This is a genomic window from Chamaesiphon minutus PCC 6605 (assembly GCF_000317145.1).
Lineage (GTDB): Bacteria > Cyanobacteriota > Cyanobacteriia > Cyanobacteriales > Chamaesiphonaceae > Chamaesiphon > Chamaesiphon minutus.
In genome coordinates this window covers 6,122,600-6,137,039 of record NC_019697.1, presented here as the reverse complement: position 1 = coordinate 6,137,039, position 14,440 = coordinate 6,122,600, and the positions used below count along the sequence as shown (strand labels likewise).

Genomic DNA, 14,440 nt, shown 5'->3' with positions numbered 1-14,440 from the left:
ATTCAATTTTGTGCCAGCTCGCTGTTAAATTTTAGATCTACTCCAGTTTCACCTAGAGTAGATGTTTTTATTTTAGTTTCGGTTCCCAATTAAAATCATCAGGCCAAACGGATCGCCAATTACACTCAAAAATATATCGGGTATTTTAGTGTTGTCTTTAACTAGAGCGCAGTCGATCTCATGAATTTTGGACACGATCGATTAAAAAAATAATATATCACCAAAATTTCGATCGCAGCAATCGGAATGTATTTATTTATCCATCAAATAGATACCGACTGTTAGCACGACGAAAGTTGTAATTACCCACTGAAGTTTGAGTTTGTAAATAAGTTATCACGATCGCAATCGAATATTATTAAAGACTATTACAATTTCTCTTGACAAATTTCCGATAGTAATCGTTCGATTTCTGCAACCAGTTCTAATCGATCGCGCGTTCTAAATTCGTATAGGAGCCGTCCTCTAAAATCACCTTCATAGACGACCAAACCATAACTACCTGCGACTAAATCACCTTCTGGATACCAGCCCAAATCGAGTAGTCGATTAAATCGCTCGTTGTACATTTGCAGCATATCTTCTTTAAAGATCCACCAGGGATTTTCATCAGCGAATAATTCTGGTAATGGGTCGATTTCAAACAAGCCGTTATTATAAGCAACATGCCATCCCGTCGGAATTCGCAATGGTTGGAGCGGGATTTGTGTCGAGTGCTGAGACGCGAGTTGCGGTAAAGTTAACATGCGATCGATCTCCAGATCTTTAACTCGATCGAGTTGAATTGTCGCCCAATTTTGACACCACGCACACCAAAATCGCTCGGCTTGTAATGTCAGATCGCTCGATCGATTGCAAGTTTGACAACGAACGATCGTCAGGAGATCGGCACGATGATTAATCATAAACTGCGGTAAATAATCTGATTTAACATCGATCGCCTTGGTGGTGCGCTTGGCGATCGAGAAATCCTGCCAACATGTGGCGATCGCGCAAGCCGCCAGTAGTGGGAAGGCAACCCAGCCTGAAGGCTGCAAAACATGACTCGGTTGGCTCCAGAACTGTTTGTGAGCGGCGAGAGCATTCAATATTCGCTCGTGAAAGGCTCGTGTATCTCCACGCCCGATCGCCTCTAACAATCGTAGTTCGGGTAAGCGGATCGAGTTGACAAATTTTCCCCTCAGATTGTCTTCCTGTGCCGCTAGCGCGATTGCCAAATCCAACAATTTTGCCGTATTTTGCCCACCATTGCTAAAATCCACCCAAAAGCGATAATAAGCCAGATCGAATGGCGAGCAGGCACCGTCAGAATCCGCGAACACATCTTCGTCGAACGTTGTCAGCAGACGGATTCCATCGCGATCGCCAACGATCGCACAAGCATGAATGGCATCTGCCCAAGTATCTACTCCCATCCGTTCCGAATGAGCTTCGGGCATAAAATCCAGCATATTACCATCGATATTCGCCGTAAATGGCGCATCTCCCGTACCGAACCGCAAATGGCAGAGCGCAACAGTATGAAATAAATTCACATAACGCTGTATTTCTACATGGGGAAGTTCGAGCGCGACAGCATAGCCAATTGCGTTGTGTAGCTCCCGCAGCGAACCACCGAGCATCGCTTGTGGGTTGCGCTCGAATCCAGCCAGCATCAACGGGAGTAGCTCGATTTCGATGTGGTTGAGGAGCTGGCGAATTGCTGCTGGTGTGAGATCGATCGGATGTCGATCGATCTCATTTATCGGTGCCGATTGCCCCTCATTGGCATCGCCTGTGGGCGAGATTAGCACCAGATCTGGTACTTGCTCTAGAAATGCAGATGCCACTATCTCACAACTTGGTAACAATAGCGGCAATTCCGATCGTAGCAACTCGATCGCAGCAGGTAAATCGTCAAGCTCATAGTACAGATGGTCGAGTTCATAAACGAAAAGTACTACAGGATGTTCGAGATCTTCCCCGCCACAGTTGCGCGAAACCCAGTCAATGAAATGAATCGTCGATCGAGCGTCCGACAAATCCAGCAGATGCGATCGCAAAGCAAATTCTTCAACGAAAGTTAGCGGAAAGGGACGACTCTCGATCGAATCGCGCTGGAGACATAACTGGGCACCACTGGCGGCAAGTTCGAGCAGATCGGGGCATGGCTGCACTCGATCCAGAATTCGAGCATCCGCCCAAGCCATCAATGCTGTCTCGGAGACTAGTCCGATGTTCCACAGGGAGAGAGCGATACTCAAGGGATCTCTGTTGGGAAAATCAATCATAGTGAGAAATCTCAATCTGTCTTAAAATCCGATTGTCAATTGGGTAAAATAGGTTAGTAAATAAGTTGCTTTGTAGTAACGCTCGTCGGGTTCGATCCCCATAGCGATCGAAAACCAACTGTCAACTATCAACTGTGAGAACATGAGCTATACAGAAACGATCGAAAAATCTTCAACCGCCCGTAAGCTCGCGCCTAATTATCGCGTCTTGCTCCACAACGATGACTTCAATGCGATGGAACATGTCGTCGAGGTGTTGATAACTACCATCCCCAATCTCTCAGCACCTCAAGCTATCAATATTATGATGGAAGCCCATCAATATGGAATGGCCCTAGTAATTACCTGCAACCAAGAACATGCCGAACATTACTCTGATGTCCTTAAAAGTCACGGTTTGACTAGTACGATCGAGCCAGCGGATTAGGCTTTAGGTTTTCGGTTTTAGGCTAAATTAAGTATTTAGCGTTGCTGAATTTAGGGATGATTTTTTGTAAGGGTGTCCTTTATGGATGCCCTGGATCTATACTTGCCGCCAGATTCTGCGGATGTCCCCAAATAATTTGCTCGTGCTTGTAGACTACCATTCCGGGTTTTGCACCCTTGGGTTTATAGACGTGTTTGGTTTCGGTATATACTACCGGAACTGCTTGGCTTTGTCTGGCGCGACTGTAGAAAGCTACAGCATTAGCTGTAAATTGTAAATCTTCTTCCTGAGCTACCGCACCAGGCGCAATTCTTAATAACCCATGACTGCCTGCTATTTCCTGTGCGTGAAACCAGAGATCGTAGTCTGTGGCAATTTTAAAAGTGAGTAAATCGTTTTGACGATTGTTGCGTCCGACTAGTAATTCAAAGCCGCTGGGAGTTTTCAGCACGCGGGGTTTGGTTTCAGCGAGTTCGGCTTTGGTGGATCGATTCCCTAAAGGGGAAGCTCCGCGAACGGGTGTAGGAAAATAGCCAGTATTGACTAATTCTTCTTTAATTTCTAAGAGCGTCTGAAGCATTTCGCGGGCATTATTGCTGTCTTCTTCTGTCTGGAGAATGCTTTCTTCGACTTGTTCTAAATAATCGATCTGGGCTTGAACTTCTGCCAATAAGGGATCTACGGCGAGTTTTGCACGTTTGAGTTTCTGGTGGCGTTTGTAGAGAAATTGGGCATTTTGGATGGCATTTTTTTCGGGTTCGAGTTCGATCTTGACTGGCTCTCCTGTCTCAAAATCGTTGAGAATGATTTGTTTCATTCCCGATCGCCAATCCTGAAGATGTGCCATTAATAGATCGGCTTTGTTACGATATTCATCGGCTCCGGTTGACTCTTGTAATTTGGTCTTGAAGGTATTAGCTTTAAGGCGTAACTTAGCTAAAATCGTGCTTAATTTTTGGGTAAGTTGATGCTTGAGTTGGGTAAATGCTTCTCGATCGAGTATTCGTGTATAGTAAGTCTCGATCGCTTTGTTGACTGTAGCTACCGGAGTACCCAGATCGCCCCATCCCAGGACGCTAAAGCCCTTATCGGTCAAATGAGGATGAAATCCATATCCTGAGACTCGATCGAGGGTTCTGAGCCATTTTAGCCAGTATTCAAATAACTTTTCCCAGTCCGATCGAGAGAGGGTATCGGTAGTTTGGATAGGATCGAGTGCGGCGGCAGTAATTAGTTCGTTGACGAGGATCGTACTCAAACCGCGATAACTCTTGACGAGTCGTTGGTTGAGCTTGTCAGGAATCAAACTGACTCGATCGATCCAGCGATCGATCGGTTCTTCCAAATTAGGCATCGGATCGGTTAAAGATGGCGGTACTTCATAAGGTCTGCCAGTCTCGATCGTCCGCACGCTAGACTGTTTATTGCTAACTTGATGCGCGGTGGTAATAATTAAATTATCCGCATCTGTCAGCGTGAGATTGCTATATTTGCCGATCGGTTCTACATATAGATAATACAGAGCCTCAGCCCCCGGTCTGGTGGCAAATGTCAGCCGTACCAATCTTTCCCATGGGGTTGGCATTTCCATCCCCGTCATCGCCAATCCTCCCAACACGGAGCGCAATTGCTGGCTGAGGGTAAACGTATCGGGAATTCGGGGTGGAGGATCGGTAATAACGATTCGAGCGGCTTGAGGATGCCAGGAGATAGCGATCCAGCCACGTTTATCGAGGGTACGCAATCCGAGCGCGAGGGTGTATCGATCTCGTTGGTAGACAGTTTCGACTCGTGCGGGGACCCAATCTGATTGTAACTCCCGTACCGCCGCAGTTAATGTCGTGAAGTCAACCTGTTGCATCTAGTCTAGGGGATAGGGAATAGGGGACCGGGGATAGTTAAAAGCAATATCCCGACTCTTAACTATTAGCGTAATTCTATTAGCGTGGTTTATACATGAGCAGAAGGACAGAAAATTGCATTTTCATCCCTAACCCCTATCCCCTATTCCCTATCCCCTAATTTATGGTTAATGTTGGTTTTGGAAATATTGTCTCGACACAGCGCATTGTCGCGATCGTCAGTCCCGATTCGGCTCCGATCAGACGGAATATTAGCGAAGCCAGAGAACGCGGACAATTAATCGATGGTACTTACGGACGACGGACGCGTGCGGTATTAATTATGGATTCGGGACATGTGATTTTGTCGGCAATTCAGCCGGAAACGATCGCGAGCCGGATTCAGGGGTAGGCGTTAGGCTTTAGGGTTTAGGCTTTAGGCTTTAGGCTTTAGGCTCTAGTATTTATTATTTAGAATTTAGGCATTAGGACGCAAGCGTTCTTCTAGCTTCCTAACGCCCAATACCTAATACCTAATACCTAATACCTAAAGCCTAAAGCCTAATACCTAATACCTAATACCTAATTACTCTGACAACCAAGGCGAAACTGTAGGCGACCAACTGACTAATTCTTCTTCCTTAAACCACAGTGCGATCTCGCTTTGAGCGGTTTCCACTGCATCGGAACCATGAATCAGGTTGCGTCCGATATTGATACCGAGATCGCCGCGAATCGTTCCTGGAGGAGATACTAAAGGATTGGTCGCACCGATCGTCAGTCGGGATGCAGCGACGACGCCCTCGCCTTGCCAGACCATTGCGACTACTGGCCCGCTCGTAATAAAATCAACTAAACCGCTGAAAAAAGGTCTTTCTTTGTGAACTGCATAGTGCTGTTCGGCTAATTCGCGGCTGGGGTGCAATAATTTTAAGGCAACGAGGGTAAAGCCTTTTGTTTCTAGACGACGAATGATTTCACCAACCAACCCACGTTGAACCCCGTCGGGCTTAATCGCAATAAATGTCCGTTCCACCGTGAACTCCTAAAAAATTATAGATAGACTTGCCAACCGCCCATTATAGTTCTATTCGCGCGCCACGTTAAACGCCACCGGAATCGTTAGCGGAGCTTATCGTGCAAATCGTCACCACGATTGCAATCCGATCGCCAAATCCCGACACTAGTTTTTAAAAATTACCTAAGAGTATAAAGATCGAGCTTTGTGTCACGATCGTTTATCAACTATCAACTATCAACTATCAACTACTTCTTCGCTCCCTCGATCGCGAGTCCATTATTTTCGACATTGACGCGATTGACTTTAAAATTCTGTTGTTGGATGTGGAGATCGATCGCTTGTTGGAGTTTTTGTGGGGCTACGCCGAGATTTTCGGCAAGCTGGGTAATGGTAAAATTCATATTACCGATCTTGATTTGAGTATCGGGAGAGAACTTAATTTGACTGCCATCGACTGTTGGTTTGCCAACAATACCAACATACACATCTCGACCTTTTAAAAATGTTAATTTGTTAGTGATTTTGCCCAAAGCAGCCGTTTGGCTACCCGGACTACTATTGCGGACTAGTTGGTCTAAATTGACCATCGCCCCTGTATAAATTTTGCCGTCCTTGATATTGGTTTTAATTCCTTTAATTCCAGTTGGAATTTGCTTATTTTGTTGAGTCTTAGCGATTTTAGCTACTACTAAATTATTGAGGTCTCTATTGCTAAGTTTAACATTGACTTTTTCGCCCGTTTTGGCACGTTCGATCGGGGCTACGATCTTTTTCTGACTCTGTGCCGCTCGTTCGGTAATTTGACTTGGCTGTAATGGTAGAGATTGACTATCTATATTATCGTCCGCACTAGCTTGGGCATATTCTTCTGGTACTTTAATTGCTTCTTGCCAAACATAATAGGCACCGCCGATTGTCGCAACTAAAAGTACACCCAATAACTTAAATATAAGTTTCTGCATCTTTTAAAAACTAATCCTTTCAATACGAACAAAAAATGTTATTATGACATGATATAGTCTAAAATATCGAAATATTTTGACATTATAAACTAGGTATTCTGCATAGAACATGACAATCTGGGGAAATCTGATAGCGATCGCCATTATGGTGTTCGGATTATGGCTCAATAACACCTGGATTGCCGCAGCAGGTTGTGCGATCGCACTAGTATTATCTCTTCCAATTATCTATCGAGGCGTTCGACAGGAATTGCTAGATTCGCTGTCGCCAGCGCAAAGATTACAATTAGTCGCCTCGATTACCGTCACGATCGCGCTGGTGGGCTTGCTTCAGATTTTAGAATTTTTTGAGTATATCGGTAGCTTTTCCGATCGCATCGATTGGAATGCTGTCGGTGCATCGGGCGAATGGGGTGGCGCATTCGGTCAGATTTTGATTGCTATCCTAGCAGTATATATTGCATGGCGGCAATATATTATCTCTCGCGACCTGACGATCGAGCAAAATCGTCTGACGACCCAACAAAATGTCCTCACTCAACAGCAAACGATCGATACCTATTTTCAGGGGATCTCGGATCTGGTATTAGATGATGATGGTTTCCTTGAAGATTGGCCGCAAGAACAAGCCTTTGCAGCGGGACGCACGGCAGCGTTACTCGGTAGTATCGACGCCGCCGGGAAAGCCAAAGTGCTCCGGTTCTTATCTCAATCTAAGCTGCTGACGCCACTCAGACGCGATCGCAGATTGGGCAGAGCGATTTTAGATGGTGATGGCGGTTACGATGAAGATCGGTTGCAAGGAGTACGAGTCATCGATTTGGGGGTAATGCTTGCAGGTTCCGATGTCGCCCAAACCGATCTCCGGTGGACGGATCTCAGCGATGCCAATTTAATTCGTGCCAATCTCAGCGGCTGCGATCTCGTCAAAGCCAATTTCTCGCGCACCATTTTATATGAAGCTAACTTGAGCGGTGCGGATGTCAAAGGTACGCGCTTGTTTTACGGCACTGCCGAACTTGCCAGTCCCCGCAGCCGCAACGAAATCCCCAACTATACCACGGGTGAATTTACAGGGGCCGTGGTCGAAAATGCCGATTTTACTAACGTCCAAGAAATGTCTGAAGAACAACGCAAATATTGCTGCATGTGGTGTGGCGAAAAATCTCGATCGACAATTCCTGGCGGCTGTGAAGGAATTGCCAGTAAGTTACCCCTGAAGAAACACTAGTATTCTACGGTGTAAATCTAGTTACTATTTTGGCGGGGATCGACTCACTCCCCGCTCCCCGCTCCCCCCTCCAACTTCCCACCCAAAAACAAGCAGCAAAATCCCCACACAGACCTTGACAAATACCCAAAACATCTCAGATAATAAATAGCTGGTTGAAAAGCCATCTAAGTTTGCGTGACTGGCGGAATTGGTAGACGCGCTAGATTCAGGTTCTAGTGTTCGCAAGGACTTCCGAGTTCGAGTCTCGGGTCGCGCATTTGTTTTTACTCTTAACTTCTACAATCGGCCAACACCAACATTACGGTGTTGGCCGATTTATATTATTTCTCCCAACTCTCAACTCTCCGCTGTCTTGACTCACTTTCATGGTCGGAGAACCCGACCGGAGTGAGTCGCTCCCCGCCAAACTAGCTATGTTAACCAGTACCCAAAACCCACTGATCAAGCAAATCAAAAAGCTCCACAGCCCCAAAGAGCGACGAGAAACGCAGTTATTTTTATTAGAGGGCACTCATCTAATTCAGGAGGCTTGTGCCGTCAATTATCCCTTGGAGACTGTCTGTTGCACCCCTACTTGGCAAGAGCGTCATCCAGAATTATGGTCGCTCGTTTCTGACAGTTGCGATCGATTAGAATTAGTCGGTGATGAAGTCATCAAATCGATCGCGACAACTGTCAATCCCGATGGCATCGTCGCGACAGCACCGCGATTGGCATTTGCCAAACCACCGCTGCGGGCAAATTTAACGCTCGTTCTAGCAACTATTCAAGATCCTGGCAATCTGGGCACCATCATCCGCACCGCAGCGGCAGCAAGTGTCGATGGCTTGTGGGTAAGTCACGATAGCGTCGATTTGGACAATCCCAAGGTACTCCGGGCCTCAGCCGGACAATGGTTTCGGCTGGCGATGGGCGTCAGTGACAATCTTGCCGAACTGGTTAAGAGTTACCAACAGCAAGGAGTGCGGGTAATTTCGACGACTTCTCATACCGAGACTAGCTACTGGGATGTCGATTTGCGATCGCCCACACTGATTTTATTAGGCAATGAAGGTGCGGGCTTGAGTCCAGATTTGGCAGCCTTGGCCGATCGACAGGTGAAGATCCCGATGTCTGCGACTGTAGAATCATTAAATGTTGGCACTGCGGCGGCTCTAATGCTGTATGAAGTACGCCGACAACAGCGGAGTTAGATAAACGGAGGGTACCCACAAGGGGCAACCCTACAAATCATCTGTAGGGTTGCCCCTTGTGGGTACCCTTTAGCTCTACGCCGATCGTTAATATTTTCGTCTGTCTTGCTATGCGGAATCGATCGAGTGAAGAGTGAAGTTGACTGAAGACGTTGCTATAGATGGAAGTAAAATACTCTCGATATCAACCTGAGTCGATCGTCGGGGTATTCTGATAACGTAAGGCGAACAAATTATAGATTTCTGACAGAAGCGGCTTGGAGTATGTCAGTAGTTTAGAGGTTTCTCTCTAACATTTATGGCAACTGTCTGGCGAGCTAGCGTTTTCTTTGGCTCGTAAGCTGCAACTACCAACTGTCAACCGATTTACCGATGCAATTCCATATCCAAACTGATAGTGAAATTCCCGTATCGAAACAACTGTACGATCAAATGTTGTTTGCGATCGCCTCGCGCCAATTTTCGCCCGGACATAGGTTGCCGAGTACGCGCCAATTAGCGATGCAGACGGGATTGCACCGTAATACGATCGGTAAAGTATACAGTCAACTCGAACATACTGGCTTAGTCGAATCCGTCCCCGGTTCGGGAATCTATGTCCGCTCGTTAGGACATGAAAGCAACCATCTAGTCGTCGATTCACAGATCGATCCGCGTCTGTCTGCACTCGATTTAGTTTCCCAAAGTCTTAATACCTTGCTCGCTCAAGGTTATTCGCTCAACCAGGCGCGGGAATTATTTTTGACCGAAATTGATTGGCGGTGGCGGTGTAGTGCTAGGGTATTTGTCACAGTGCCCAGAAACGATACTGGGGCTGGAGAATTGATGTTGCAGGAATTACAACAATCGCTAGGAATTCCCGTGCAATTAGTCACGCTGGATAAATTGGAAGCCCACTTAGCACAATCTAGGGCGGCGACAATCGTTACCAGTCGCTATCATATCGGCAGTGTCGAGTCAAAATTAGCCGCTAGCGAAGTCGTCGCACCTCGATCGATCCGCGTCATTCCCGTCGATCTTCAAGATTACGAAAAAGAACTAGCTCTAGTTAAAACGCTACCTAAAAATAGTTATGTCGGGATCGTCAGCCTCAGTGGGGGCATTCTTGCCGTCGCCGAGATGATGGTACATAGTATGCGCGGCGACGATCTATTAGTGATGGCTTGTCAAACCAAGGACAATTATAAGCTCAATGCCACTATCCGCCGCGCTCACACCATCATTAGTGATAAAGCCAGTCTAAACATCGTCCATCAAGCGATCGAGGCTGCTGGCGACGATTTAATCCGCATTCCCCAAGTCGTCGAAAGCGAAAGCTATATCGGTGTTAAATCTATCAATCTCCTCAAACGCGAACTTGGGCTAGTCTAGATTCTGCCTTTAGAAAGATAACTTTAGCTAGCGATTTAGCTATGCTTAAATCGATCGGATTAGCTAGTGGCAGTTAAACTGCGAGGAATGAGTATATGCAAGACCCACAATTAGACTCATTAACAGATCGAGAACTGGATGACGAGGATGCTTATCGCGATGAGGTAAATGGCGACGAAGCAGTTGGCGGTACCACCGCTATGCCCAGTCAAAATGACACTGAAGAGTTGGCAGCAGCGGCAGGAATTACTTTTGATGATGATACCCCGATCGCGATCGAGGAAACGATCGAACAGCGCGATCGAGATCGGTGGGAATTAGATCCCGACTCAGTAGCCGATAGCTAGGATCGATGTCAATTTGGAGCGGAGCGGCGGCAGAGTTATCGCTGGTTAACACCATTCATAGCTCGGCATAGCAAGTCAAGTAAAAAAGTAGCAATATAGTATCGAGATTTACTGTTCCTAGTCAGGCTCAGTCAGGTTAAGATGTGTAAATGAGAGCATGAGAGCGCACTAAACAAGGCGTAGTTTACTCTTAGCTCTATTTTTATTAGTTACTATTTATTTACTCCTCTCCCCTTCAACATGGCCGATCGTAGCTTGCCGTTAACTATTGAAAACCCAACTCAGCGACCGATCGACTGGTCTGTGGGAATGGGCTATCGACGACTCAAAGCGGCGACGATCTTGGGGGGGTTGTGGCTGGGCGTTGCCGCATTACATCTAATTAGTTGGGGATATTTAATTGCCTGGGGCATCTCCAGTGTCTTTTGCTGGCGGGCATTGAGATTGGTGGCAACTAAAGTAGCTCCACCGCAAATATTAATCCCGCCGCAGACATATCCATTTATTTCAATGGCAATTGCGGCCAAGAATGAAGCCGCAGTAATTGCCAATCTGGTCGAAAATCTCTGTAGTCTGGACTATCCAGCCGATCGTTATGAGATCTGGGCGATCGACGATAATAGTACCGATCGCACTCCAGAAATCTTAGACGATTTGGCTCAAAAATATCCCCAACTGCAAGTTCTACATCGCACGGATCGGGATTCTGGCGGTAAATCGGGCGCGCTCAATCAAGTACTCGCGCTGATGCAGGGCGAGATTATCGGTGTCTTCGATGCCGATGCCAAAGTTACGCCCGATTTTTTGAATCGAGTGTTGGCTTATTTTCAGAATGAGACAGTTGGCGCGATCCAATTACGCAAGGCGATTACCAATAGCGAGACTAATTTTCTCACGCGCGGACAGCGAGCAGAAATGGCTCTAGACGCTTATCTCCAGCAACAACGAACGAGTAGCGGGGGCATCGGCGAACTACGCGGTAACGGTCAGTTTGTCCGCCGTACAGCTCTAACAGATTGCGATGGTTGGAACGAGCAAACAATTACCGACGATTTAGATCTGACAATTAGATTGCACTTAACTGGTTGGGACATCGCGTTAATGCCCTATCCTCCAGTCGGCGAAGAAGGAGTTACAACTGTCAAAGCCTTGTGGCATCAACGCAACCGTTGGGCAGAGGGCGGCTTTCAACGGTATCTCGACTATTGGGAACCGATCGCCAGCAATCGGATGGGTACTAAAAAAACGCTCGATTTGCTCTCGTTTTTATCGATTCAATATTTACTGCCACCTGCCGGAATTCCCGATTTTATTATGGCATTTTGGCTCAAACATCCGCCATTATTACTGCCAATGACGGCTTCATTGGGGGTTGCGCTGCCGTTGTGGGGCATTTGGGTAGGATTGCGCCGTAGTTATCGACAAGCTGAAGATCTGGGCGCAGCGACCGAAAAGCGTACCGAGAGTATCGGTAGATTAGTAGTGCAAACGGCAATCGGATCGATGTTCATATTACACTGGCTGATTGTAATGCCCTTGGCGATCGCGCGGATGGCCATTTTACCCAAGCGACTCAAATGGGTCAAAACCCTCAGACAAGCCGATCTCTAACGATTTTAAAATCTAAAAGTTCAAAAAACTAACTACAGCTTTATCTGTGGGCATACTTGGTATAGTTAGATAGATCCTTACTTAGACCATCATCTGTAAATCGAACAGTGTGGGACAATAAATGGGTAGGTCTGTCTACCTCCGCTCACCCGTTCGCGTAGCTTTGCCGCTGGCGCATCGATTACTCATGCAGGATTCCCGCGAAATTGATTATTTCGGACAACGCATTCTTCAGATCGTTCAGCCTCTGGCTGCTACCGAAGATCGCCAAGAAATGCTACCTCTTTTAGCTCGATCGGTAGCTAACAACTTCGCAGCAGATGGCTGTTGGATCGTGCAATACCTCTCGCCAGGGGTATTTCGTGTCGCTGCTAGTGCCTGTGTCAGCCATCGTGCCAACTCTATTACTAATCAATTAACCAACTATCCACTACCAACAGCAGCGACGCCAATGTTGTGGCGGATGCCACTATTGCCAGATTATCAGGTAATGGTCGTTGAACTCTGCGCGCAAGGGCAGGTAATTGGTGGGTTGGTAGTGGCAACTAAAGGGGTGGAGTGGTACGAAGAAGCCAAATTAGTCCTTCAGGTTGTGGCTGATTTTATTGGCATCGGGTTGCTCGAACGCGATCTTCAGGTGCAAGCAGATATTTCGCAAATTTATCCAAAATTGCATTATCGCCTCACTCAAGCAGTTGTCGAAAACCAGCAGATCGACAAACTATTTGAGATTGCGGTTGCTGATATGGTAGAAGGCTTAAAGTTAAATCGCGGACTAGTACTAACACTCAAAGCTAGCGATACTTCCAAACAGCCAGCCGCCCACAGCGAAACCCTAGTTGCCGCCCATTTAGCCGATGACTCGTTAGAAATCTCCGAATGGGATCGCCCGCTCGCCGAACCAGCTACTGCGCCAGCACCAGCACTAGTATCGCCAGGAGCCACCAAAACTACAACTCAAATTCAGATCGTCACGACGATCGACAATCGCAAAGGCAATCTGCTGAGTCAGCCTTTACCATCATCTTTTTTGCTAGAGGAGTCGCACTTTTGCAAAACAGCTTTAGCCAATGCCCCCAATCCGACGATTTTTGATGGCAACGATCTGGGCACGCCAACCGATCGACTGATCTTTCAAGCCGATCGATTGCCGAGTATGGTGATGATTCCGCTCATGGGTGCCACTAGTGGCCATCGACAGCCCAAACAGCCCGTTTGGGGCTGGCTGGTGCTCCAAACCAATCGTTCTCGCCATTGGCATCCTGTCGAATTAAATCTGCTTCAGTGCCAGATTTATCAAATCGCGCTGGCAAGAATTCACCGCAAAGCTCTCAAGCAAGCACGTAACGCAGTCGCCAATCGCACCTCCCAAGTTCAAACCAGTCTGCAACTTCAAGCCAAGTTACACGATGTCGGTCGCAAACGCATGGAAAAATTACGCCAAGCCAACGAACTCAAAGACGAGTTTATCAGTACGATCGGTCATGAGTTACGGACGCCGCTAACTAGCATGTCTTTGGCGATCAAAATGCTGCGTCAAGTCGATGTCGATCCGGCGCGTCGCGAGCAGTATTTGGATATTCTCGACGAGCAATGTCAGCGCGAAATCAAACTCGTTAACGATCTGCTCAAATTTCAACAATTTGAAACCCGCCAAGTAGAATATCGCCCCCAACGGATCTCGCTCAATCAATTTATCTCCGAGCAGGCAACGCTGGTTGCCGATCGATGGGATGATAGCAAATCGCTGGAATTGGCACTGTATTTACCACAAGTATCGCCCCAAATCGATACCGATGCCGACAGTTTCAACCATATTGTAGAGGAATTACTGATCAATGCTGGGAAATTTGCCCTCCCCAATACGATGGTAGAAGTCTTGCTAACGGTCGAGCCAGAGCGGATAATATTTCAGATTGCCAACTTGAGCAAGCCGATCTCCGATGAAGATCTGCCGAATTTATTCGACAGATTTCGGCGCGGAGCTGGTATTACTCAACAAGCGATCGCCGGGACGGGTTTGGGTTTATCTTTGGTAAAATCGATGGTCGAACACATTCAAGGGACGATTAGCGTGACTAGTAGCATTGTGCAGCCAGCGGTAGCCAAAACCAGTTTCACGATCGCCATCCCTACCGTACTCGATCGTCACTAGCTTGAGGA

The 14,440-nt window shown here is 47.0% G+C and carries 12 protein-coding genes and 1 tRNA gene; 9 read left to right on the top strand and 4 right to left on the bottom strand.

Features of this window, described 5'->3' with window-relative positions:
* Positions 1-368: 368 nt before the first annotated feature.
* Positions 369-2,270, bottom strand: coding sequence for an immunity 49 family protein (locus tag CHA6605_RS33310; protein WP_015162742.1), 1,902 nt, complete (start codon positions 2,268-2,270; stop codon positions 369-371).
* Between the two features lie 142 nt (positions 2,271-2,412).
* Here CHA6605_RS33310 and clpS point away from each other — a divergent pair, with 142 nt between their 5' ends.
* On the top strand, positions 2,413-2,697 hold the full coding sequence (gene clpS, locus CHA6605_RS28100; protein ID WP_015162741.1) for an ATP-dependent Clp protease adapter ClpS: 285 nt from the start codon (positions 2,413-2,415) through the stop codon (positions 2,695-2,697).
* 79 nt (positions 2,698-2,776) lie between these two features.
* On the opposite strand, the gene CHA6605_RS28095 is transcribed toward clpS, so the two are convergent.
* A complete protein-coding gene (locus CHA6605_RS28095; protein ID WP_015162740.1) occupies positions 2,777-4,558 on the bottom strand; it encodes an Rqc2 family fibronectin-binding protein in 1,782 nt (593 codons plus the stop codon).
* Between the two features lie 164 nt (positions 4,559-4,722).
* On the opposite strand from CHA6605_RS28095, the gene CHA6605_RS28090 reads away from it, so the two are divergent.
* Positions 4,723-4,950, top strand: coding sequence for a DUF370 domain-containing protein (locus CHA6605_RS28090; RefSeq protein ID WP_015162739.1), 228 nt, complete (start codon positions 4,723-4,725; stop codon positions 4,948-4,950).
* A 174-nt stretch (positions 4,951-5,124) separates the two neighbouring features.
* On the opposite strand, the gene ndk is transcribed toward CHA6605_RS28090, so the two are convergent.
* The gene (ndk, locus tag CHA6605_RS28085) at positions 5,125-5,574 is read right to left on the bottom strand and encodes a nucleoside-diphosphate kinase (RefSeq protein ID WP_015162738.1); all 450 of its coding nucleotides are present in this window, start codon (positions 5,572-5,574) and stop codon (positions 5,125-5,127) included.
* 230 nt (positions 5,575-5,804) lie between these two features.
* Positions 5,805-6,521, bottom strand: coding sequence for a hypothetical protein (locus tag CHA6605_RS28080; RefSeq protein ID WP_015162737.1), 717 nt, complete (start codon positions 6,519-6,521; stop codon positions 5,805-5,807).
* A 109-nt stretch (positions 6,522-6,630) separates the two neighbouring features.
* On the opposite strand from CHA6605_RS28080, the gene CHA6605_RS28075 reads away from it, so the two are divergent.
* The 7 genes from CHA6605_RS28075 (at position 6,631) to CHA6605_RS32115 (ending at position 14,432) form a co-directional block, all read left to right on the top strand.
* On the top strand, positions 6,631-7,752 hold the full coding sequence (locus CHA6605_RS28075) for a pentapeptide repeat-containing protein (protein WP_015162736.1): 1,122 nt from the start codon (positions 6,631-6,633) through the stop codon (positions 7,750-7,752).
* A gap of 175 nt (positions 7,753-7,927) precedes the next feature.
* Positions 7,928-8,011, top strand: a tRNA-Leu gene (locus CHA6605_RS28070).
* A gap of 157 nt (positions 8,012-8,168) precedes the next feature.
* On the top strand, positions 8,169-8,948 hold the full coding sequence (locus CHA6605_RS28065) for a TrmH family RNA methyltransferase (RefSeq protein WP_041550137.1): 780 nt from the start codon (positions 8,169-8,171) through the stop codon (positions 8,946-8,948).
* Positions 8,949-9,320: 372 nt separating this feature from the next.
* Complete coding sequence (locus CHA6605_RS28060; RefSeq protein ID WP_015162734.1) at positions 9,321-10,319, top strand: GntR family transcriptional regulator; 999 nt, start codon at positions 9,321-9,323, stop codon at positions 10,317-10,319.
* Positions 10,320-10,414: 95 nt separating this feature from the next.
* On the top strand, positions 10,415-10,666 hold the full coding sequence (locus tag CHA6605_RS28055; protein ID WP_051038988.1) for a DUF6335 family protein: 252 nt from the start codon (positions 10,415-10,417) through the stop codon (positions 10,664-10,666).
* A 240-nt stretch (positions 10,667-10,906) separates the two neighbouring features.
* The gene (locus CHA6605_RS28050; protein WP_015162733.1) at positions 10,907-12,277 is read left to right on the top strand and encodes a glycosyltransferase family 2 protein; all 1,371 of its coding nucleotides are present in this window, start codon (positions 10,907-10,909) and stop codon (positions 12,275-12,277) included.
* A 187-nt stretch (positions 12,278-12,464) separates the two neighbouring features.
* The gene (locus tag CHA6605_RS32115) at positions 12,465-14,432 is read left to right on the top strand and encodes a GAF domain-containing sensor histidine kinase (RefSeq protein ID WP_198288409.1); all 1,968 of its coding nucleotides are present in this window, start codon (positions 12,465-12,467) and stop codon (positions 14,430-14,432) included.
* Positions 14,433-14,440: the final 8 nt, after the last annotated feature.